General features: G+C 61.4%; 21 protein-coding genes. 13 read left to right on the forward strand and 8 right to left on the reverse strand.

Annotated elements, in window-relative coordinates; translation table 11 throughout:
- Positions 1 to 7: 7 nt before the first annotated feature.
- The 3 genes from AWU82_RS26965 to AWU82_RS26975 are packed head-to-tail and all read right to left on the reverse strand — an operon-like array spanning position 8 to position 1,687.
- Positions 8 to 598 (reverse strand): LON peptidase substrate-binding domain-containing protein, encoded by a 591-nt coding sequence (locus AWU82_RS26965; RefSeq protein WP_064382186.1) that lies wholly within the window; start codon positions 596 to 598, stop codon positions 8 to 10.
- A 10-nt stretch (positions 599 to 608) separates the two neighbouring features.
- Complete coding sequence (locus AWU82_RS26970) at positions 609 to 1,325, reverse strand: LrgB family protein (RefSeq protein ID WP_007958637.1); 717 nt, start codon at positions 1,323 to 1,325, stop codon at positions 609 to 611.
- Positions 1,325 to 1,687: a CidA/LrgA family protein gene (locus AWU82_RS26975; RefSeq protein WP_064382187.1), complete on the reverse strand. Its 363-nt coding sequence runs from the start codon at positions 1,685 to 1,687 to the stop codon at positions 1,325 to 1,327. The genes AWU82_RS26970 and AWU82_RS26975 overlap by 1 nt, the downstream gene beginning before the upstream one ends.
- A 193-nt stretch (positions 1,688 to 1,880) precedes the next feature.
- Between AWU82_RS26975 and AWU82_RS26980 the strand changes: the two genes are divergently transcribed.
- The 3 genes from AWU82_RS26980 (at position 1,881) to AWU82_RS26990 (ending at position 4,843) form a co-directional block, all read left to right on the forward strand.
- On the forward strand, positions 1,881 to 2,336 hold the full coding sequence (locus tag AWU82_RS26980) for a MaoC family dehydratase (RefSeq protein ID WP_034153755.1): 456 nt from the start codon (positions 1,881 to 1,883) through the stop codon (positions 2,334 to 2,336).
- Between the two features lie 110 nt (positions 2,337 to 2,446).
- Positions 2,447 to 4,174 (forward strand): C13 family peptidase, encoded by a 1,728-nt coding sequence (locus AWU82_RS26985; RefSeq protein WP_064382188.1) that lies wholly within the window; start codon positions 2,447 to 2,449, stop codon positions 4,172 to 4,174.
- A 27-nt stretch (positions 4,175 to 4,201) separates the two neighbouring features.
- The gene (locus tag AWU82_RS26990) at positions 4,202 to 4,843 is read left to right on the forward strand and encodes an oxidoreductase (RefSeq protein ID WP_064382189.1); all 642 of its coding nucleotides are present in this window, start codon (positions 4,202 to 4,204) and stop codon (positions 4,841 to 4,843) included.
- A 34-nt stretch (positions 4,844 to 4,877) separates the two neighbouring features.
- Here AWU82_RS26990 and AWU82_RS26995 read toward each other — a convergent pair whose 3' ends face one another.
- The 4 genes from AWU82_RS26995 to AWU82_RS27010 form a co-directional block, all read right to left on the reverse strand.
- The gene (locus AWU82_RS26995; protein ID WP_064382190.1) at positions 4,878 to 5,162 is read right to left on the reverse strand and encodes a YceK/YidQ family lipoprotein; all 285 of its coding nucleotides are present in this window, start codon (positions 5,160 to 5,162) and stop codon (positions 4,878 to 4,880) included.
- On the reverse strand, positions 5,155 to 5,802 hold the full coding sequence (ubiX, locus tag AWU82_RS27000) for a flavin prenyltransferase UbiX (RefSeq protein ID WP_064382191.1): 648 nt from the start codon (positions 5,800 to 5,802) through the stop codon (positions 5,155 to 5,157). Before ubiX ends, AWU82_RS26995 begins: the two co-directional genes overlap by 8 nt.
- Positions 5,799 to 7,148: a UDP-N-acetylmuramate:L-alanyl-gamma-D-glutamyl-meso-diaminopimelate ligase gene (gene mpl / locus AWU82_RS27005; RefSeq protein WP_007958628.1), complete on the reverse strand. Its 1,350-nt coding sequence runs from the start codon at positions 7,146 to 7,148 to the stop codon at positions 5,799 to 5,801. Before mpl ends, ubiX begins: the two co-directional genes overlap by 4 nt.
- Before the next feature lie 199 nt (positions 7,149 to 7,347).
- Positions 7,348 to 9,264 carry a sigma-54-dependent Fis family transcriptional regulator gene (locus tag AWU82_RS27010; RefSeq protein ID WP_064382192.1) on the reverse strand — a complete coding sequence of 639 codons (1,917 nt, stop codon included), beginning with the start codon at positions 9,262 to 9,264 and terminating at the stop codon, positions 7,348 to 7,350.
- Between the two features lie 299 nt (positions 9,265 to 9,563).
- Here AWU82_RS27010 and exaC point away from each other — a divergent pair, with 299 nt between their 5' ends.
- The 10 genes from exaC to AWU82_RS27060 all read left to right on the forward strand — a co-directional run bounded on the left by exaC (position 9,564) and on the right by AWU82_RS27060 (position 19,815).
- The gene (gene exaC, locus AWU82_RS27015; protein WP_007958625.1) at positions 9,564 to 11,084 is read left to right on the forward strand and encodes an acetaldehyde dehydrogenase ExaC; all 1,521 of its coding nucleotides are present in this window, start codon (positions 9,564 to 9,566) and stop codon (positions 11,082 to 11,084) included.
- Between the two features lie 306 nt (positions 11,085 to 11,390).
- The gene (gene eat / locus AWU82_RS27020) at positions 11,391 to 12,761 is read left to right on the forward strand and encodes an ethanolamine permease (protein ID WP_064382193.1); all 1,371 of its coding nucleotides are present in this window, start codon (positions 11,391 to 11,393) and stop codon (positions 12,759 to 12,761) included.
- Between the two features lie 80 nt (positions 12,762 to 12,841).
- A complete protein-coding gene (locus AWU82_RS27025; RefSeq protein WP_064382194.1) occupies positions 12,842 to 14,236 on the forward strand; it encodes an ethanolamine ammonia-lyase subunit EutB in 1,395 nt (464 codons plus the stop codon).
- Positions 14,233 to 15,066, forward strand: coding sequence for an ethanolamine ammonia-lyase subunit EutC (gene eutC / locus AWU82_RS27030; protein WP_371915541.1), 834 nt, complete (start codon positions 14,233 to 14,235; stop codon positions 15,064 to 15,066). Before AWU82_RS27025 ends, eutC begins: the two co-directional genes overlap by 4 nt.
- Before the next feature lie 116 nt (positions 15,067 to 15,182).
- Positions 15,183 to 15,644: a GNAT family N-acetyltransferase gene (locus tag AWU82_RS27035; protein WP_042610602.1), complete on the forward strand. Its 462-nt coding sequence runs from the start codon at positions 15,183 to 15,185 to the stop codon at positions 15,642 to 15,644.
- A gap of 227 nt (positions 15,645 to 15,871) precedes the next feature.
- Complete coding sequence (locus tag AWU82_RS27040; protein WP_064382196.1) at positions 15,872 to 16,522, forward strand: DedA family protein; 651 nt, start codon at positions 15,872 to 15,874, stop codon at positions 16,520 to 16,522.
- Positions 16,523 to 16,526: 4 nt separating this feature from the next.
- Positions 16,527 to 17,339 carry a M90 family metallopeptidase gene (locus AWU82_RS27045; RefSeq protein ID WP_064382197.1) on the forward strand — a complete coding sequence of 271 codons (813 nt, stop codon included), beginning with the start codon at positions 16,527 to 16,529 and terminating at the stop codon, positions 17,337 to 17,339.
- 114 nt (positions 17,340 to 17,453) lie between these two features.
- Positions 17,454 to 17,981 carry an inorganic diphosphatase gene (gene ppa, locus AWU82_RS27050; protein WP_007933577.1) on the forward strand — a complete coding sequence of 176 codons (528 nt, stop codon included), beginning with the start codon at positions 17,454 to 17,456 and terminating at the stop codon, positions 17,979 to 17,981.
- A gap of 214 nt (positions 17,982 to 18,195) precedes the next feature.
- A complete protein-coding gene (locus AWU82_RS27055; RefSeq protein ID WP_064382198.1) occupies positions 18,196 to 18,933 on the forward strand; it encodes a S24 family peptidase in 738 nt (245 codons plus the stop codon).
- A 345-nt stretch (positions 18,934 to 19,278) separates the two neighbouring features.
- Positions 19,279 to 19,815: a hypothetical protein gene (locus AWU82_RS27060; RefSeq protein ID WP_223290663.1), complete on the forward strand. Its 537-nt coding sequence runs from the start codon at positions 19,279 to 19,281 to the stop codon at positions 19,813 to 19,815.
- A gap of 9 nt (positions 19,816 to 19,824) precedes the next feature.
- Here AWU82_RS27060 and AWU82_RS27065 read toward each other — a convergent pair whose 3' ends face one another.
- A complete protein-coding gene (locus tag AWU82_RS27065) occupies positions 19,825 to 20,637 on the reverse strand; it encodes a YfaP family protein (RefSeq protein ID WP_064382200.1) in 813 nt (270 codons plus the stop codon).
- Position 20,638: the final 1 nt, after the last annotated feature.

Consider the following 20,638-nt stretch of genomic DNA (forward strand, 5'->3'; position numbering starts at 1 on the left):
TTTGGCTCTAGGCAAACAGCTCGCCCTGCAACTCATCGAGTAGCGCCTGGATCGCATCCAGCCGCTGCTGCGGATCATCGAGTTGCAGCAGGTCGATCTTGTCTTCCTCGGCAAACGGCAGCAGATAAGCCAGCTGATTGGCCAATGACTGCTGCCCCGCCGCATCTGTGCCCATGTTCAGCGCCTCGACCATCGGGTGTTCGGCCAGTGCCTTGAGCAGCGCCACCAGATCGGCGTCTTCATCCTGCAACGGTTGCTCGGGCTCTTCGTCGAGCCACTCGACCTCGGCCACGATCAATTGATCGCGCTGCACGTCGGTGCGCTGCACGATGAAGCGCCGCCCGCCCTGCACCCGGATGCCCAGCAGTCCGTTGTCCTGCTGCTGGAAATCGGTGATGCGCGCTTCGCAGCCGACCATGGCGAAACCTTCCGGCGCTACCCCGACTTCGCTGCCCTCAAGGATGCACACCACGCCGAACCCACCGCCCTGCTTCATGCAGCGGCCGATCATGTCCAGATAGCGCGCCTCGAAGATCTGCAAATCCAGATTGCAGCCGGGAAACAGCACCGTGTTCAGCGGAAAAAGCGGCAGACTCATAGACATTTCCTTACACCACCATCGACACCGCCAACGGCAGGAACACCGCCGTGGCCACGCCCATCAGACTCATCGCCAGCGCCGCGAAGGCGCCGCATTCATCGCTTTCCTGCAACGCCACCGACGTACCGACCGCGTGCGCTGTCATGCCCAGCGCCATGCCGCGCGCCTCGGGGCTGTGTACGCCCAGGCGAGTCAGCAGCGCCGGGCCGAAGATCGCACCGATCACCCCGGTGATCAACACAAACACCGCCGCCAGTGCCGCGACACCGCCGATCTGCTCGGCCACCAGCATGGCGATCGGCGAGGTCACCGACTTGGGCGCCATGGTCATCAGGATCATGTGATCGGCACCGAACCACCAGCCCAGCGCCACCCCCATGCCCGTGGCGACCACGCCGCCTATCACCAGCGTAGTAAAAATCGGCCAGAACAATTGGCGGATGCGCCGCAGGTTCAGATACAGCGGCACCGCCAGCGCAACGGTCGCCGGGCCCAGCAGAATGCTGAGGATCTCGGTGCTCTTGCGGTACTCGGCGTAGGTCAGGCCGCAGCCGACCAGCACACCGATCACCAGCAGCATCGAGACCAGCACCGGTTGCAGGAAGATCCAGCGGGTTTTCTCGAACGCCGCCAGCACCAGTTGATAGGCACCCAACGTGATGCCGATACCGAACAGGGGGTGGTGAATCACCGAGGCCCAGGCGCCTTGCCAGTCAAACAGCATCAGGATTCCTCCGAAGGCGCCGCGTGACGCTTGACCAGCCGTTGCATCAGCACCCCGGCGAAGGCCATCGACAGAATCAGCGACACCACCAACGCCCCGACGATGGCCCAGAAATCCGCGGCAATCGCCGTGGCATACACCATGACCCCCACCGCTGGCGGCACCAGCAGCAACGGCAGGTAACGCAGCAGGCTGCCGGCCGCGAGGTTCAACGGCTCGCCGACTTCACCGCGCACGATCAGGAATACCAGCAACAGCAAAAGGCCGATGATCGGCCCCGGCAGCACCGGCAACAGCAAATGATTGAGGGCCGTGCCGAGCAATTGAAACAGCACCAGCCACGTCAGGCCACGTAGCAACATCCGACATCTCCGTCTTACTTTCCAACCCGCAAGTCGTCGGCATTATAAGCACGCCTGCGCTATGGATCGGCATTCGCCAAAAGCATGGTCGGTTGACCTGAGCAAATCGCCATGATGATCTACAGTGGTTCGCAGGGCGGTCAAATCCCCCACCTGAAAAACTATAAAACCGATGAACCCAAGGAGAGTCTCAATGCCCTATGTTCCAGTTGCAGAGCTCAAAGATTATGTCGGCAAGGAACTCGGACGTTCCGAATGGCTCACCATCGATCAGGAGCGCATCAACCTGTTCGCCGAAGCCACCGGGGATTATCAGTTCATCCATGTCGACCCGGTCAAAGCCGCGCAAACGCCATTTGGCAGCACCATTGCACACGGTTTCCTGTCGTTGTCACTGATCCCAAAACTGATGGAAGACATCCTGGTCCTGCCGCAAGGCGTGAAGATGGTGGTCAACTACGGCCTGGACAGCGTGCGTTTCATCCAGCCGGTCAAGGTCAACTCCAAGGTCCGGCTCAAGGTCGACCTCGGTGAAGTGACCGAGAAAAAACCTGGCCAATGGCTGCTCAAGGCCACCGCCACCCTGGAGATCGAAGGCTCGGACAAACCGGCCTACATCGCTGAACCGCTGTCGCTCTGCTTCGTTTAAGCGCCTGGATGCGAAACGGCTCACGCTGTTTCGCATCCGCTCCTCCCTGCCGGCTGTATAAGGTCACATAGCTGCGGCATACTCGGTCGCCTAATTGCCCGGATCCCGCTATGCGCTCATTCGCCCCTCTTGCTCCCCTTGCCTTGACCCTGTTGCTGGCCGCGTGTGGCGACGGCGAATCGCTGTTGCCGCCGGATGCGAGCCTGCCCGACGGCGGCCGCTATCGCGGTGAACTGGTCGATGGCTTGCTGCAAGGTCAGGGCCGGGTCGACTACCCCAACGGCAGCTGGTACGCCGGGGCGTTCGACAAGGGGCAATGGCATGGCCAGGGCGAATGGCATGGCAGCAATGGCGAGGTCTATCGCGGCAACTTCCAGCAAGGGCTGTTCGACGGCCAGGGCACGCTGACCACCAACGCCGGCAGCTACACCGGCGGTTTCAAGCAGGGCCGGCGCGAAGGCGAAGGCACCCTCAAAGAAAACGCGATGACCTATCGCGGCGAGTTCAAGGCCGACCAGTATTCCGGGCTTGGCCGGCTGGAGCTGGATGACGGCAGTTCCTATCAAGGCCAGTTCGCCCACGGCAAACCCAACGGCGAAGGCCAGCGCGGCGATGCCAGCGGCAATCAGTTCACCGGCCACTTCGTCAATGGCCAGCTCGAAGGCAACGGCACCTTCAACAGTGCCGACGGCGACATCTACGTCGGCGGCTTCAAGAACAATCAACTGCACGGCAAGGGCCGCTACGAAAACGCCGACGGCGATGTGTGGCTCGGGCAGTTCAAGGAAGGCGCGCTGACCGGCAAGGGCGAACTGATCGGCGCCGACGGCAGCCACTACATCGGCTACTTCAACGACTGGCGCTTCAGCGGTCAGGGTCGCCTGAACCTGTCCGATGGCAGTTTCTACGTCGGCGGATTCGACAGCGACAGCTATTCCGGACGCGGCACCCTGGTGCTCACCGATGGCAGCGTGCTCAGCGGCACCTGGATCAACGGCCAGCGGGTACGCGATGCCGACGGCAAATTACTGCCGGACACCCTCGAACTCGGCCTGCTGGCCCAGGGTCGCCTGCTCGACGAGGCGCTGGCCAATGTGCCGGCCTCGACCCCGGCGGTGGAGCTCTACACCCTGACCCTCGGCGGCGACGGCAAGCAGAGCGTGTTCCTGCGCGAATCCGATTACGTGGCGAACATGCTCACCAGCCGCTTTGGCGCGTTTGGCCAGATTCGCCTGGTCAACCATCGCGACCACCTCGGCGACCGGCCGATGGCCACCCGCGAAAACCTGCGGCGCGCCGCTCAAACCCTGGCCGAACGCAGCGGCCCGGAAGACCTGGTGTTCATTTACCTGACCAGCCACGGCACCGCCGAGCACGAACTGGTGCTCGACCAGCCGCGCATGGAACTGGCCGACCTGCCCGCCGACGAACTCGCCGCCGTGCTCGCGCCCCTGAAGAATCGCGACAAGATCATTGTCATCTCCTCGTGCTATTCCGGTGGTTTCATTCCGGCGCTGAAGGACGAACGCACGCTGATCATGACCGCCTCACGCGCCGACCGCGTGTCGTTCGGCTGCTCCGAAGAAGCCAACTTCACCTACTTCGGCGATGCCCTGTTTGCCCAGGCGCTGAACCAGACCGACGACCTGGAACAAGCCTTCAAGCTGGCCAAGGCCACCGTCGCCGAGCGCGAACTGGCGGACAACTTCGAAGCCTCTGAACCGCAGATCTGGGCGCCGAAAACCGTGCTGGCGCACTGGCAACTGCTGCGTAAACAGCAAGCGAGAAAAGCCTTGCAAAGTGCTGCGTTGAACGACGGAGCGATAAAGAGCAACTAAGCTGAACAGTATCAAGGGAGAGACACTATGTACTTGACGCCTCAGCATGTCTTGCTTGCCGGAGCCACCGGATTGACCGGTGAACATCTGCTCGACCGCCTGCTCAACGAGCCGACGATCAGCCGTGTCCTTGCCCCATCACGCCGGCCGCTGGCCGAGCATCCGCACCTGGAAAACCCGGTCGGTGATCCACAAACCTTCCTGCCGCAGTTGTCCGGTCGCGTCGACATCGCTTATTGCTGCCTCGGCACCACCATCAAGCAGGCCGGCTCCGAAGAGGCGTTCCGTGCCGTGGATCTGGACATGGTCGTCGCCTTCGCCAAGCGCGCCCGGGAAATGGGCGCACGGCACCTGATCGTGATCAGCGCCCTGGGGGCCGATCGTCGGTCCTCGATTTTCTACAACCGGGTCAAAGGCGAGATGGAATACGCGTTGCGCGCGCAGGACTGGCCGCAACTGACCATTTGTCGGCCATCACTGTTGCTCGGCGAACGTAGCGAGCCCCGCCTGGGCGAGCAGCTTGCCGCGCCATTCTCCAAATTGATTCCTGGCAAATACCGCGGCATCGAAGCCTGCCAACTGGCCCGGGCCATGTGGCGGCTGGCGTTGGAGGAGCAGGACGGGGTACGGATCGTCGAATCGGATGAGTTGAGAAAACTCGGCAAGTAAAAACAAAAGATCGCAGCCATTGGCTGCGATCTTTTTAGAGTCCGCCAGTCGCCTGGAACCCCACGCCGATCACCGTCAGCAACGACAACGGCAACAGCAGCGTGTCGAGCAGTGCGCTGGCCGGCAGGTCCACACCGGGGTAACTCGGCGCCTCGGCGCCGAATCGATCCATCGCGCAACATCCGCCATTCATCGCATACAGATCCAGCCGGGTGCCGGAATACACCACCGGCGCGCCGGGCTTGGCGGCATCCAGCGTACGCGCGGTGGCGCAGCCGGTCAGTTGCAACGCCAGCAGGATCGCAAGCAGCTTATTCATCGCTGCTCAGGTGGTGCTCGCCCCAACGTGGCAGCATGTCCTGGGGGATGCCCAGCAGATTGAGAATCCGTGCCACCACGAAATCGATCAGGTCATCGATGGTCTGCGGCTGGTGATAGAAACCCGGCGAGGCCGGCAGGATGGTCACGCCCATGTTCGACAGCTTGAGCATGTGTTCCAGGTGAATGCTCGAATACGGCGCTTCGCGCGGTACCAGAATCAACTGGCGACGTTCCTTCAACGTCACGTCCGCCGCCCGTTCGATCAGGTTGTTGCAGGCGCCGGTGGCAATGGCCGACAAGGTGCCGGTCGAGCACGGCACCACCACCATGGCGGCCGTGGCGCCGGAACCCGAGGCCACCGGTGACATCCAGTCTTCCTTGCCGTACACGCGGATCTGCCCGGCGGCCGCGCCGGTGTATTCGGTGAGGAACGCCTGCATCATTTGCGGCTTGGCCGGCAGCGACACGTCGGTCTCGGTGGCCATTACCAGTTGCGCGGCCTTGGAGATCAGGAAATGCACCTCACGATCCTCGCGCACCAGGCAATCCAACAGGCGCAAGCCGTACTGGGCGCCGGACGCGCCGGTCATCGCCAGCGTGATGCGTTCGGGGCCGTTGCTCTGCAAACGAGTGTTCATTTCAGCGCCTCGGCGAGTTTGCCGTGCAGGCCGCCGAAGCCGCCGTTGCTCATAATCACCACGTGAGTGCCGGGCTGAGCCTGGCTCTTCACGCGCTCAATGATGCCTTCCAGCGAATCGCTGACGATCGACGGCACGGTGCACAACGCGGCGGTGCCTGCCAGATCCCAGCCGAGGTTGGCCGGGGCGTACCAGATCACCTGATCGGCATCGACCACGCTGTCCGGCAGACCGTCACGGTGCGCGCCGAGCTTCATCGAGTTGGAGCGCGGCTCGATGATCGCGATCAGCGGCGCATCGCCGATACGTTTGCGCAGGCCATCAAGGGTGGTGGCAATCGCGGTCGGGTGGTGGGCGAAGTCATCGTAGATGGTGATTCCCCGTACTTCCGCGACTTTTTCCATCCGGCGTTTGACGCTTTTGAACGCGCTCAATCCGGCAATGCCCATCGACGGCACAACGCCGACGTGACGCGCGGCGGCCAGTGTGGCCAAGGCGTTGGCAACGTTGTGCTGACCGGTCAATTCCCACTCGACCACGCCTTGGGACACGCCTTCGAACATCACTTCAAACGCCGAGCCGTCGTCTTTCAGCAACTTGACCTGCCACTGACCGCCAGCCCCGGTGGTTTGCACCGGGGTCCAGCAGCCCATCTCGATCACACGTTGCAAGGCGGGTTCGGTAGTCGGGTGGATCACCAGGCCTTCGCTCGGAATGGTCCGCACCAAGTGATGGAACTGCCGCTCGATGGCCGGCAGATCAGGGAAGATGTCGGCGTGATCGAACTCAAGGTTGTTGAGGATCGCGGTGCGCGGACGGTAGTGGACAAACTTCGAACGCTTGTCGAAGAACGCGCTGTCGTATTCGTCTGCCTCGATCACGAAGAACGGCGTGCCGCCCAGACGGGCCGACACCGAGAAATTCTGCGGCACGCCGCCGATCAGGAAGCCCGGGCTCATGCCGGCGTGTTCCAGTACCCAGGCGAGCATGCTGCTGGTGGTGGTCTTGCCGTGCGTACCGGCAACCGCCAGCACCCAGCGACCTTGCAGCACATGGTCGGCCAGCCATTGGGGGCCCGACACGTACGGCAGGCCTTTGTTCAGCACATATTCCACCGCCGGGTTGCCGCGGGACATGGCGTTGCCGATCACCACCAGATCCGGTGCCGGATCAAGCTGCGCCGGGTCGTAACCCTGGGTCAACTGAATGCCCTGGGCTTCGAGCTGGGTGCTCATCGGCGGATAGACGTTGGCGTCGGAGCCAGTCACGTGATGGCCCAGCTCTTTGGCCAGAACCGCCATCGAGCCCATGAAAGTCCCGCAGATACCCAGAATATGAATGTGCATAGTCGACCTCGTAAAACATGGCCGCAGGTTAGCGCAGGGAGGGGAAAATCGCACTCTTTAGCTGATTGAGGGAGGAGGCCTTGATCGTTCCCACGCTCCGCGTGGGAATGCAGCGCAGGACGCTCTGCGTCCAAAAGCGGACGCGGAGCGTCCGGGGAGGCGTTCCCACGCAGAGCATGGGAACGATCGGCAGGAGTATTCAGGCGGTTCGGGCGATCCCGTGCTTGCGCAACTTTCTATAAAGCGTATTGCGACTGACGCCCAGTTGCTGCGCCGTATGGGTCATATGCCAACGCGTATGTTCCAGCGCATTGAGCAACGCCTGCCGCTCGGCATCTTCCAGCGGCTGCCCGGACGACGCTTCATCGGTTTTGACCAACAGTGGCTGCACCTGCCGAAACATCGCCGGCAGATCCTCCAGTGCGATCCGGCCTTCATCGCACAACGCCGCCAGCGTGCGCAGCACATTGCGCATCTGCCGCACGTTGCCCGGCCAGTTGAAACCCAGCAACGCCTGGCGCGCCGGCTCGTCGATCAGGATCGTTTCCCCGCCCGCCTCTTCGGCCAGCAGAAAATCCAGCAGCTGGGACTTGTCACTGCGCTCGCGCAACGGCGGCAACGCCACTTCCAGCCCGTTGAGCCGGTAGTAAAGGTCTTCCCGAAAACTGCCATCACCAACCCGTTCCAGCAGATTGCGGTGGGTGGCACTGATGATCCGCACGTTGACCGCTTCCGGCTCGCCGCCGATCGGCACCACTTGCCGGTCTTCCAGCACTCGCAGCAGTCGGGTCTGCAGAGCCAGCGGCATGTCACCGATTTCATCGAGGAACAGCGTGCCGCCATCGGCCTGCTGCAACTTGCCGCGCATACCGTCCTTGCGCGCGCCGGTGAAGCTGCCGCCGCGATAGCCAAACAATTCGCTTTCGATCAGGCTTTCGGGAATCGCCGCGCAGTTGAGGGCAACGAAGGCTTTGCCGGCACGTTGACTGGCGTTATGCACAGCCTTGGCGAACGCTTCCTTGCCGGAGCCGGTTTCACCATTGATCAGCAGCGGAACGTCACGCTCGAACACCCGCAGCGACTTGCGGAAATCCGCCTGCAACGCCGCATCCCCCAGGCAAATCCCGGCAAGACGCGGCGCTTCCACAGGCGCGGGAGCCGGCGCGATCGGCAGCGGCCGGCGGGTCTCACCGCGCAGCACCGCAAACAGATGCCGCCCGTCACGGGTGCGCAGCGGCCAACTGGCGCTGGCATTGGCACTGGCGCGCCCGAGCAACTCATCCAGCGAACAATCGAAAAACGCCTCCACCGGTTTGCCCAGCAAACCACCGCGAATATGGCCGAGCAGGTTCAAGGCACTCTGATTGACCGCGCTGATCCGCCCTTCCCCGTCAAACGCCAGCAACCCTTCGCTGAACAGCCCGACAGACTCGGCCTGAAGATGAAAACGCAGCAACCATTGGTTATCGAAACAGCGCAGGAAGTAGCAGCTCTCGATCATCTTCGCCGACAGATTGACCAGCGCCATGGTGTGGAACTGGCTCTGGCGCGAGACGTCATGCCGAGCCGAGGAAACATCGAGCACCGCCAGCAGCTCGCCGTGCGGGTCGAACACCGGGCTCGCCGAGCAGGTCAGTCCCGTGTGGCGGCCACGGAAGTGTTCATCCTGATGAATGGTCAGGGCCTGACGCTCGACAAGGCAGGTGCCGATACCGTTGGTGCCCTCGCAGGCCTCGCTCCAGTCGGAGCCCAACCACAGACCGGCGCGTTCGAAAATCTTGCGTTCGGCCGGGGCGGTCACGCAGTTGAGGATCACCCCACGCGCGTCGGTCAGCAGCACCGCATGGCCGGCGCCGGAGAGTTGTTGATGCAGGCTGCTCATTTCATTGCCGGCGATCTGCAACACCTGTTGCAGCCGTTCGCGGCTTTCGAGGACGCGCCCGTGTTCGAGCACGGTCGGCGCCATGGTCAGGGCCGGGTCGAGGTGATAGTCCTCAAGACAACGCAGCCACGAGCGGGCAATCGACGGGTCGGCACCGGGGCCATGCAGGTGCGACTTACCCTGGGTGACGGTGAGAACCTGTTGGGCATGGCGACTCAAATGGTTGTCGTGCATTTCTTATTATTCTCCCCGAGGCTCATCGGCCCATGCGTGAAGTGGTGCCCAGCATCCTCCAGCCAACCGGTCTTTGCAATGCTGGCAAGACCGCCCGGTCACGGGTTGTGCCAGAAGCGGTACAAATTGTCACCCGAGCTGTACCGATACCGTCACGGACGCTTGCCACTTGTCCGACACAAATCGCGCAAGGCCTTGATTTGCCTGCCCTGCACGGCAGTGGCCCGACCTTTGCTCTACGCTTATAGCAAGCGCTCATGCGCGTCTCTCTGATAAATACAACAGCCAAGGAGAACATCATGCGTTACGCTCACCCCGGTACTGAAGGCGCCAAAGTCTCGTTCAAAAGCAAGTACGGTAACTACATCGGCGGCGAGTTCGTCGCGCCTGTCAAAGGTCAGTACTTCACCAACACCTCGCCAGTAAATGGCCAACCGATTGCCGAATTCCCGCGTTCCACGGCCGAAGACATCGAAAAAGCCCTGGACGCCGCCCATGCCGCTGCCGACGCCTGGGGTTCCACTTCTGCCCAGGCCCGTTCGCTGATCCTGCTGAAAATCGCCGACCGTATCGAACAGAACCTCGAAACCCTGGCGATCACCGAAACCTGGGACAACGGCAAAGCCATCCGCGAAACCCTCAACGCCGACATCCCGCTGGCCGCTGACCACTTCCGCTATTTCGCCGGGTGCCTGCGCGCCCAGGAAGGCAGCGCCGCCGAGATCGACGGCAATACCGTGGCCTATCACATCCATGAACCACTGGGCGTGGTCGGCCAGATCATCCCGTGGAACTTCCCGATCCTGATGGCCGCGTGGAAACTCGCCCCGGCCCTGGCGGCCGGCAACTGCGTGGTGCTCAAGCCTGCCGAGCAAACCCCGCTGGGCATCAGCGTGCTGCTGGAACTGATCGGCGACCTGCTGCCGCCGGGCGTGCTCAACGTGGTGCAAGGGTTCGGCAAAGAAGCCGGCGAAGCCCTGGCTACCAGCAAACGCATCGCCAAGATTGCCTTCACCGGCTCGACCCCGGTCGGCTCGCACATCATGAAATGCGCCGCCGAAAACATCATTCCGTCCACCGTGGAACTGGGCGGCAAGTCGCCGAACATCTTCTTCGAAGACATCATGCAGGCCGAGCCAAGCTTCATCGAAAAAGCCGCCGAAGGCCTGGTGCTGGCGTTCTTCAATCAGGGCGAAGTCTGCACCTGCCCGTCCCGTGCACTGGTTCAGGAATCGATCTATCCGCAGTTCATGGAAGCGGTGATGAAGAAGGTCAGCCAGATCAAACGTGGCGACCCGCTCGACACCGACACCATGGTCGGCGCCCAGGCGTCCGAGCAGCAATTCGACAAGATCCTTTCCTACCTGGAAATCGCCAAGGGCGAAGGTGCCGAACTGCTGACCGGCGGCAAGGTGGAAAAACTCGAAGGCAACCTGGCTTCCGGTTACTACATCCAGCCGACCCTGCTCAAGGGCACCAACAAGATGCGTGTGTTCCAGGAAGAAATCTTCGGCCCGGTGGTGAGCATCACCACCTTCAAGGACGAAGCCGAAGCCCTGGCGATTGCCAACGACACCGAGTTCGGCCTGGGGGCCGGGCTCTGGACCCGCGACATCAACCGCGCCTATCGCATGGGTCGCGCCATCAAGGCCGGTCGTGTGTGGACCAACTGCTACCACCTGTACCCGGCGCACGCCGCGTTCGGCGGGTACAAGAAATCCGGTGTCGGCCGTGAAACCCACAAGATGATGCTCGACCACTACCAACAGACCAAAAACCTGCTGGTGAGCTACGACATCAATCCGCTGGGCTTCTTCTAAAACCTGAGGGCGATACAGATATTTCTGTGTCGCCCTCCAGATAGCTATCGCTGGCAAGCCAGCTCCCACAGGTTTCTGTGATGCACCCATTATTGAGATCGGCAGAGATCACTGTGGGAGCTGGCTTGCCAGCGATGGCGCCCTTGATGACACAACACCCAAAGCCTGGCCGCTCTGGCACGGGCCTTGCGTACCCGTCATTCAGGATTTGCCTGAACACTGCCGCTGCGTGAACAGCATCCACCTACTCAACTTCTGCACCTGAAAGTCCAACAGATCGAACAATAAAAAAGACAGAGAGGACTTATGACTTCCACCACACAGCTCAAACCCACACTCGGCACCCTGCACCTCTGGGGCATTGCCGTCGGCCTGGTGATCTCCGGCGAATACTTCGGCTGGAGTTACGGCTGGGGCACCGCGGGAACCCTGGGTTTCCTGGTCACGGCCCTGATGGTCGCCACCATGTACACCTGCTTTATCTTCAGTTTCACCGAGCTGACCACCGCGATTCCCCACGCAGGCGGGCCGTTTGCCTACAGCCGTCGGGCGTTCGGCGAGAAAGGCGGATTGATCGCCGGCATCGCCACCCTGATCGAATTCGTGTTCGCCCCGCCCGCCATTGCCATGGCCATCGGCGCCTATCTGAATGTGCAATATCCGGGGCTCGATCCCAAACTCGCGGCGGTCGGCGCGTATTTCGTGTTCATGACCCTGAACATCCTTGGCGTCAGCATCGCTGCGACCTTCGAATTGGTGGTCACCGTGCTCGCCGTCGCGGAGTTGCTGGTGTTCATGGGCGTGGTCGCACCGGGCTTCAGCTTCAGCAACTTCGTGCTCAACGGCTGGTCCGGCGCCAATGAGTTCACGATGGGCGCGATTCCGGGCATTTTCGCGGCGATTCCCTTCGCGATCTGGTTCTTCCTCGCTATCGAAGGCGCGGCCATGGCGGCCGAGGAAGCCAAGGATCCGAAACGCACGATTCCACGGGCCTACGTCAGCGGCATCCTGACCCTGGTGTTCCTGGCCATCGGCGTGATGGTGATGGCCGGCGGCGTCGGCGACTGGCGCCAACTGTCGAACATCAACGACCCGCTGCCGCAGGCGATGAAAGCGGTGGTCGGCAACAATTCGACGTGGATGCACATGCTGGTGTGGATCGGCCTGTTCGGTCTGGTGGCAAGTTTCCACGGGATCATCCTCGGCTACTCGCGGCAATTCTTCGCTTTGGCCCGGGCCGGTTATCTACCCAAAGGCCTGGCCAAACTCTCGCGCTTCCAGACCCCGCACCGGGCGATCCTGGCCGGCGGCGTGGTCGGCATCGCGGCGATCTACAGCGACGGCCTGGTCAATCTGCAAGGCATGACCCTGACGGCGGCGATGATCACCATGTCAGTGTTCGGCGCCATCGTGATGTACATCATCAGCATGCTCAGCCTGTTCAAACTGCGCAAAACCGAGCCGAACCTGGAGCGCACCTTCCGCGCACCGGGCTATCCGGTGGTGCCGGCCATCGCGCTGTTCCTGGCCGTGGTGTGCCTGGTGGCGATGGCCTGGTTCAACACGCTGATCGGCTGCGTGTTCCTCGGCTTCATGGCCGCCGGTTACCTGTATTTCCAGCTGACCGCCAAGCAACGCTCCGAGGCACCGGCAGACGCTATGCTCGAAGGTATCTAAACGCTAACTGAGGTGCACCGGCATCGGGCCTCGGGCCCGGTGCCCGCACTAAAAGCATTCATTCAGGAGGAACGCGCCCAATGGCTGCATTTGCCCATACCGTCGGCGCCCAGACCTACCGTTTCGACAGTCTCAAGGACGTCATGGCCAAGGCCAGCCCGGCGCGCTCCGGAGACTTCCTGGCGGGCGTCGCCGCCCTTAACGATGGGGAGCGAGTCGCCGCGCAAATGGCGCTGGCCGACATCCCGCTCACGCATTTCTTGCAGGAAGCGCTGATTCCCTACGAATCCGATGAAGTCACCCGACTGATCATCGACAGCCATGACAAACAGGCCTTTGCGGTCGTCAGCCATCTCACGGTTGGCGGCTTTCGCGACTGGCTTCTGAGCGAAGCGGCCGGTGAGCAGAGCCTGCGCGCGCTCGCCCCCGGCCTGACGCCGGAAATGGTTGCCGCAGTATCGAAAATCATGCGCGTGCAGGATCTGGTGCTGGTGGCGCAGAAGATCCGCGTCGTCACCAAATTTCGCGGCACCTTGGGCCTGCGTGGACGGTTATCCACAAGGCTGCAACCCAATCACCCGACCGACGAACCGTCCGGCATCGCCGCGAGCATTCTCGACGGCCTGCTGTACGGCAACGGCGACGCGATGATCGGCATCAACCCGGCCACCGACAGCATCGCTTCGATCTGTGCGATGTTGGAAATGCTCGACGCGATCATCCAGCGCTACGACATTCCGACCCAGGCCTGCGTGCTGACCCACGTCACCACCTCTATAGAAGCGATCAACCGTGGCGTGCCGCTGGATCTGGTGTTCCAGTCGATCGCCGGCACCGAAGCGGCCAACGCCAGTTTCGGTATCAACCTGAACATCTTGCAGGAAGGTTATGAAGCAGGCCTGAGCCTCAATCGTGGCACCCTCGGGCAGAATCTGATGTATTTCGAGACCGGCCAGGGCAGTGCACTGTCAGCCAACGCCCACCACGGCGTCGATCAACAGACCTGCGAGACTCGGGCCTACGCCGTGGCGCGGCATTTCAAGCCGTTTCTGGTGAACACCGTCGTGGGATTCATCGGCCCGGAATACCTCTACAACGGTAAGCAAATCATCCGCGCCGGCCTCGAGGACCACTTCTGTGGCAAGCTGCTCGGTGTGCCGATGGGCTGCGACATCTGCTACACCAACCACGCCGAAGCCGACCAGGACGACATGGACACCCTGCTGACCCTGCTGGGTGTGGCGGGGATCAACTTCATCATGGGCATCCCCGGCTCCGACGACATCATGCTCAACTACCAGACCACCTCGTTCCACGACGCGCTCTACGCGCGCCAGACCCTGGGCCTGAAACCGGCGCCGGAGTTCGAGCAGTGGCTGGCGAACATGGGCATCTTCACCCAGGCGGACGGCAAGGTCCGCTTCGGCAACAACCTGCCGCCGGCCTTCCGCCAGGCGTTGGCGCAACTGGGATGAGTCAGATGGAAAAATCGCCCGTCGATCCGCAAAACCCGTGGCTGGAGCTGCGTCGCCTGACCCCGGCGCGCATTGCCCTAGGGCGCACTGGCACCAGCCTGCCGACGAGTGCACAACTGGATTTCCAGTACGCCCACGCCCAGGCGCGGGATGCGGTGCATTTGCCGTTCGATCACGCCGCGCTGAGCGCTCAACTGAATGAACGCCAGCGTGAAAGTCTGCTGCTGCACAGCGCGGCGGTGGATCGCAACAGCTACCTGCAACGCCCGGATCTGGGGCGCAAGTTGAGCGATCAATCGGCGCAAGCCCTGCGCGAATACGCCGAGGCGCATCCGGGCGGTGTGGATCTGGTGATTGTGGTGGCGGATGGTCTGTCGGCGCTGGCGGTGCATCGACATACCCTGCCGTTCCTGACCCGTCTGGAAGAACAGATGAGCGCCGATGAATGGTCGACAGCGCCGGTAGTGCTGGTGGAACAGGGCCGCGTGGCGATTGGCGATGAAATCGGCCAACTGCTGGGCGCGAAAATGGTCGTGATGCTGATTGGAGAGCGTCCAGGTCTCAGCTCGCCGGACAGCCTGGGTTTATATTTCACCTACAATCCAAAGGTCGGCCTCACCGATGCCTACCGCAACTGCATCTCCAATGTGCGGCTGGAAGGACTCAGCTACGGCATGGCGGCGCATCGCTTGCTGTATCTGATGCGCGAAGCCTGTCGGCGCCAGCTGTCGGGCGTCAATCTGAAGGACGAGGCGCAGGTTCAGACGCTGGAATCGGAAGCCGGTGCAGACATGAAGAGTAATTTCCTACTCGATCCGCCCCCAGCCTGAACCGTTTCCGCATTGCCTTTCTGCGCCGGTTTCAGGCAGGATCGATGCACGGCCGCCCGGGTTTCCCATCGCCGTCAGAGCACGTGAAGACAGCCACTTGAAGGACGAGACCTACCATGCGGATTATCCAAGCGACCCTCGAACACCTGGATTTGCTGACCCCGTTGTTCGTTAAGTACCGCGAGTTCTACGGCTCCCTGCCCTATCCGGACTCGTCCCGGGCCTTTCTCGAAAAGCGCCTGCGACGCAAGGAATCGGTGATCTACCTGGCCCTGGCCGATGACGACGACAGGAAGCTCATGGGCTTCTGCCAGCTCTACCCGAGTTTTTCCTCCCTGTCGCTCAAGCGCGTGTGGATCCTCAACGACATCTACGTCGCCGAAGACGCCCGCCGTCAGCTCGTGGCCGACAACCTGATCCGCACCGCCAAGAAAATGGCCAAGGAAACCCAGGCCGTGCGCATGCGTGTCTCCACCAGTGCCGACAACGAAGTGGCGCAGAAAACCTACGAATCCATCGGATTCAAGGAAGACACCGAGTTCAAGAACTACGTGCTGCCGATCAGCGACGAGCTCTGATCGCGGGATGCCCTGCGGGGAGGGAGCCGTCTCCCTTCCCGAAATGAATGCCAACCCGACATTTATTCACACCGACATCCCCCGCTACAAAACCAACGCGCTTTTCACCCCTCAGCCCGTATAATCCCGATCTTTCCGGCTTGTAAGAAAAACTACACCCGCTTGTAGGCTTACACGAAGTCATCCGCACAGGCCTGCCGAGTCAGGCCGTCACCACAGGTGCCTCCATGGATTTCAACCCGCTCGACCTTATCCTGCATCTCGACGTTTACCTCGACCTGCTGGTGAATAATTACGGGCCATGGATCTACGCCATCCTGTTTCTGGTGATCTTCTGCGAGACCGGTCTGGTCGTGATGCCATTCCTGCCGGGTGACTCCCTGCTGTTCATCGCCGGCGCAGTGGCTGCGGGCGGCGGTATGGATCCGGTATTGCTGGCGGGCCTGCTGATGCTCGCGGCGATCCTCGGCGACAGCACCAACTACGTGATCGGACGAACGGCCGGTGAAAAACTGTTCAGCAATCCGAATTCGAAGATCTTCCGCCGCGACTATCTGCAACAGACCCACGACTTTTACGACAAGCACGGTGGCAAGACTGTAACCCTGGCGCGCTTCCTGCCGATCATCCGCACCTTTGCCCCGTTCGTCGCCGGTGTCGCGAAGATGCCTTACCCGCGCTTCTTCGGGTTCAGCGTGTTCGGTACGGTTCTGTGGGTCGGCGGTCTGGTGACGCTGGGCTACTTCTTCGGCAACGTGCCGTTCATCAAGAAAAACCTGTCGCTGCTGGTGGTTGGCATTATTCTGCTGTCGCTGATTCCGATGATCATCGGCGTGGTTCGCAGCCGTTTCGGCGGCGCCAAAGCCCAATCGCACTAAGCCGATGTGGTCGCTGAGCGCCTGGCGCCGCCGGCGCATTCTGGCGAAGCACCCGATTGCCGACGATATGTGGCAGCGGGTGCGCCATCACCTGAGTTTTCTCGATGGCCTCAGTGCCGAAGAAGACCAGTGGCTGCGCGAAGCCAGCGTGCTGTTCCTCGAAGACAAACACCTGACCGCACTGCCCGGCGTCGAACTGCACCAGGAACAACGCCTGCTGCTCGCTGCCCAGGCCCAATTGCCGCTTTTGCATCTGGGCGATCTGAACTGGTATCAGGGTTTCCACGAAATTGTCCTCTACCCCGACGACTTCCTCAGTCCCCAACGCCATCGCGATGCCAGTGGCGTCGAGCATGAGTGGGACGGCGAACACAGTGGCGAAGCCTGGCAACAAGGGCCGATCATCCTCGCCTGGCCGGGCGTGATGGCCAGTGGTGGCTGGGAAGGCTACAACCTGGTGATCCACGAACTGGCGCACAAACTCGACATGCTCAACGGCGACGCCAATGGCCTGCCACCGCTGCACGCCGACATGCGGGTCAGCGACTGGGCCGAGGTGATGCAGGCAGCGTACGACGACCTCAATCGCCAGCTCGACCGCCATCCCGATGCCGAAACCGCCATCGACCCGTATGCCGCCGAGAACCCGGCCGAATTCTTCGCCGTCACCAGTGAGTACTTCTTCAGCGCTCCGGATCTGCTGCACGAGGCTTATCCACAGGTGTATGCGCAATTGCAGCTTTTCTACCGCCAGGATCCGTTGGCGCGCCTGAAGCAACTTCAGGCCACCGACCCGGTCTATCAGGCTCACGAGTAAAGGTCTGCACGACTTCCGGTACGTGGCGTCCACGGCAGAATATGCCTATAATCGCCGCCACTTTTTGGTCAATCCGGCCAAGTGTTTTTGGTCAACTAACGGGGGCAACGCCCAATGAGCTACAGCAAGATTCCGGCTGGCAAAGACCTGCCGAACGACATCTACGTCGCGATCGAGATCCCGGCCAACCACGCGCCGATCAAATACGAAATCGACAAAGACAGCGATTGCCTGTTCGTTGACCGTTTCATGGCCACCCCGATGTTCTACCCGGCCAACTACGGTTACATCCCGAACACCCTGGCTGACGACGGTGACCCCCTCGACGTGCTGGTCGTAACCCCTTACCCGGTGGCGCCAGGCTCGGTGATCCGCGCGCGTCCGGTCGGCATCCTGAACATGACCGACGACGGCGGCGGCGATGCCAAAGTCATCGCCGTTCCACACGACAAGCTGTCCCAGCTGTATGTGGACGTGAAGGAATACACCGACCTGCCGGCCCTGCTGATCCAGCAGATCGAGCACTTCTTCGCGAACTACAAAGATCTCGAAAAAGGCAAATGGGTGAAAATCGAAGGCTGGGACGGCGCAGACGCCGCCCGCGCCGCGATCACCAAGTCGGTTGCTGCCTACAAAGGCTAAGCCTCGCGACACGCTTGAAGAAAACCCCGGTTGATCCGGGGTTTTTTGTGCCTGCTCGCCAGGCTCTTAAACAGCTTGTTTATGGCGGCCTACAGAAAAGTTTTAGCGTGTGTAATTTCCCACAAGTCCGTCTTACATCCCGTCGCAAAATTCGCCCTGTTTTTGAACGCAAGGTTTATTCAAACCGCTCTAGCCCGGCCGTAGACTCGTGTTTATGAGAAAGAACACTAGCGGTCCAAGATTCAAGGCACTCCTGGAAGCTGCGAACATCTCGACGACGGGTTTCGCAAAGTTCTGGGGCACGGAAGCCCAAAACGTTCATAACTGGTACACCCGGGGCGTACCGGCGTATCGCATGGAAGAGGTCGCTCGCCTGCTGTCCGTCAACAGCCAATGGCTGAAGACCGGCGAAGGCCCGAAGGAGGCCCCGCACCTGCATGCAGCCGGTACCACGCTGGATGCCCAAGCGATCCAGGGTGTCTATACGGTGATCGAATCCAGCGACATCGAACTGCCCCTCTACAAGGAAACACCGACCGCCCCCGGCTCCGGCAAGACCCACGTCATCAAGGACCCGGAACAAACCATCCGCCTGCCCCGCAGCCACCTCGAAGCCCTGGAAATCCGCCCCACCGACGCCATCTGCACACACATGATCGGCAACAGCATGGCCGAGAAAATCGAAGACGGCTCCACCCTCGCCATCGACCGTGGCCTCACCCAGGTGGTGGACGGCGAAATCTACGCCATCGAACACGACGGCATGCTGCGCATCAAATACCTGCACCGCATGCCCGGCAACGCCTTGCGCCTGCGCAGCCACAACAGCGCCGAATACCCGGACGAGATCTTCCGGGCCTCGCAGATCGAAGAGCAGAGGATTCATGTGCTGGGGTGGGTGTTCTGGTGGTCGACGCTGGGCAAGCGGCGGCCGGTGGTGCCGTTTCTCTGATCTTGCGGGAGTCAGACTGCTAGTGATGAGGCCCGGATAGTCGGTACAAATACGTTTTTTTGCCGGATAGAACGCTCTATCCCGCACTTCGCACTGGGAATCCCCAACAAAACTCAGTATCCTGCGCCCCACATTCGCGCATCGACCCGCCAAGCGGCCCAGATGACGCCTGACGCGGCAGACCACTGTCTGACCAAGTCCCACAGCCGGACGCAAGATCCGGATGTACGTTTTGAAGGCTGGCGCGGTTTACCAAAAATAAACCAAGCCAGTCCCCGAGAAGCCGGCCACAAGCCGGCTTTTTAATGCCTGTTGGAAAGTGATTTTCGAGAGGCGTTCAGCCAATTGCTGATCAACACCAAATTGTGCGGCAGGTACTTGCACAATTGTTCAGTGAAAAAGCGCTTGGCAACTTCGATGCTTAATACACTACAAGGACGTTCAAGATTGTTCCCATCTACCCTGAATTCACGCCTGAAATCCGTCGGACTGGTTTCGACCATATGCCTCAGCCTGACAGCTTGCGTGGGAGTAGGCATCTCCCTCCCGGAAAAAGTCACACTGAAAACCGACGCCTACAGAGCGCAAAGTTACCGCTCATTCACCCCGCAGATCACCCGAACAGCAAGATCAACTCCCACCCGCGAATGGTGCGGGATCACTATCTGGGCGCTGGTGATCCCGGTGCCGTTGAAACTGCCGGTGTGCAATTCGTACGACGAGCAATCTTTTGGCAGCGACGAATTCGGCAGGGAAATCGTTCTGCTCAACACGCAACAAACCGTGCCCTCCCCGCTCTACGCCTGCGGCCCACTCATGGTGCTGGGGCCAATCGTTCACGGTTACGAAGGCAATGCCCTGTGCGGTGTTTTTCCTAAATGAACAGATGATTCACGGATAACTGAACGACTTCACCAACGTCAATTCCCCCACCGCCCGCATCGGCACGATGAAAGTCTCCATCTTCTCGCTAGGCGTCCCCTCCTCCGTAATCACCGTCACCTGCGCGGTGGTCAACGGCTGCACCGCCTCTTCCCCTCCCTCATCATCCCCGCGATACCCACCGCCAAAATAATTCACATACACCAGATACTGCCCCTTGATCGGCGCCGGCATGGCGAAGATTTCCGGGCCGTAGCCGGTGGTCACGTCGACATCCAGAGCAGCGCCATTGGGGGCAACGCGGTCGCCATACCAGATGTGCGCGCCATCAGGCGTGACCAAGTGCAGGTCGAGGTCAGTGCCATCGCTGTCCCACGCCAGCAACACCCGCAACTTGGCTGGAGTAGCGCCGCCACTGGTGTTGAGGAACTGCGTGCGGTGCCGTTGCTGACCATCCGGGCTGCGGACCTCGACGCTGTTGCTGCCGTTGGGAAACGAGAACGGGCGGTCGAAGCGGCCGCTGTCGTCGATTTTCAGCGGCATGCTGACGCCATTGACGATCAGGCGTCCGGGCTCTTTGTTTTTCGGTGTGGCTTTGATTTCGCCGCTGATTCGGGCGGTGTTGGCCTGGCCGATCGGGGTGCTCACCGAGGAGGCCGGGTAGTTGACGGTCTGGCGAAAGCTTTCGCCCTCGCCTTCGGGCGCGCCGCTGCGCCAGCCGCCGACCGGGGTGTCGAGTTTGACGCCGTCAGCGGCGTTCACCGACGAAACAGCGGCAACTACGCAGAGCAACAGCAAGACCTGTGGATAACGGAGTGTCATG

Origin of the sequence: Pseudomonas glycinae (genome assembly GCF_001594225.2) — a bacterium.
Lineage (GTDB): Bacteria > Pseudomonadota > Gammaproteobacteria > Pseudomonadales > Pseudomonadaceae > Aquipseudomonas > Aquipseudomonas glycinae.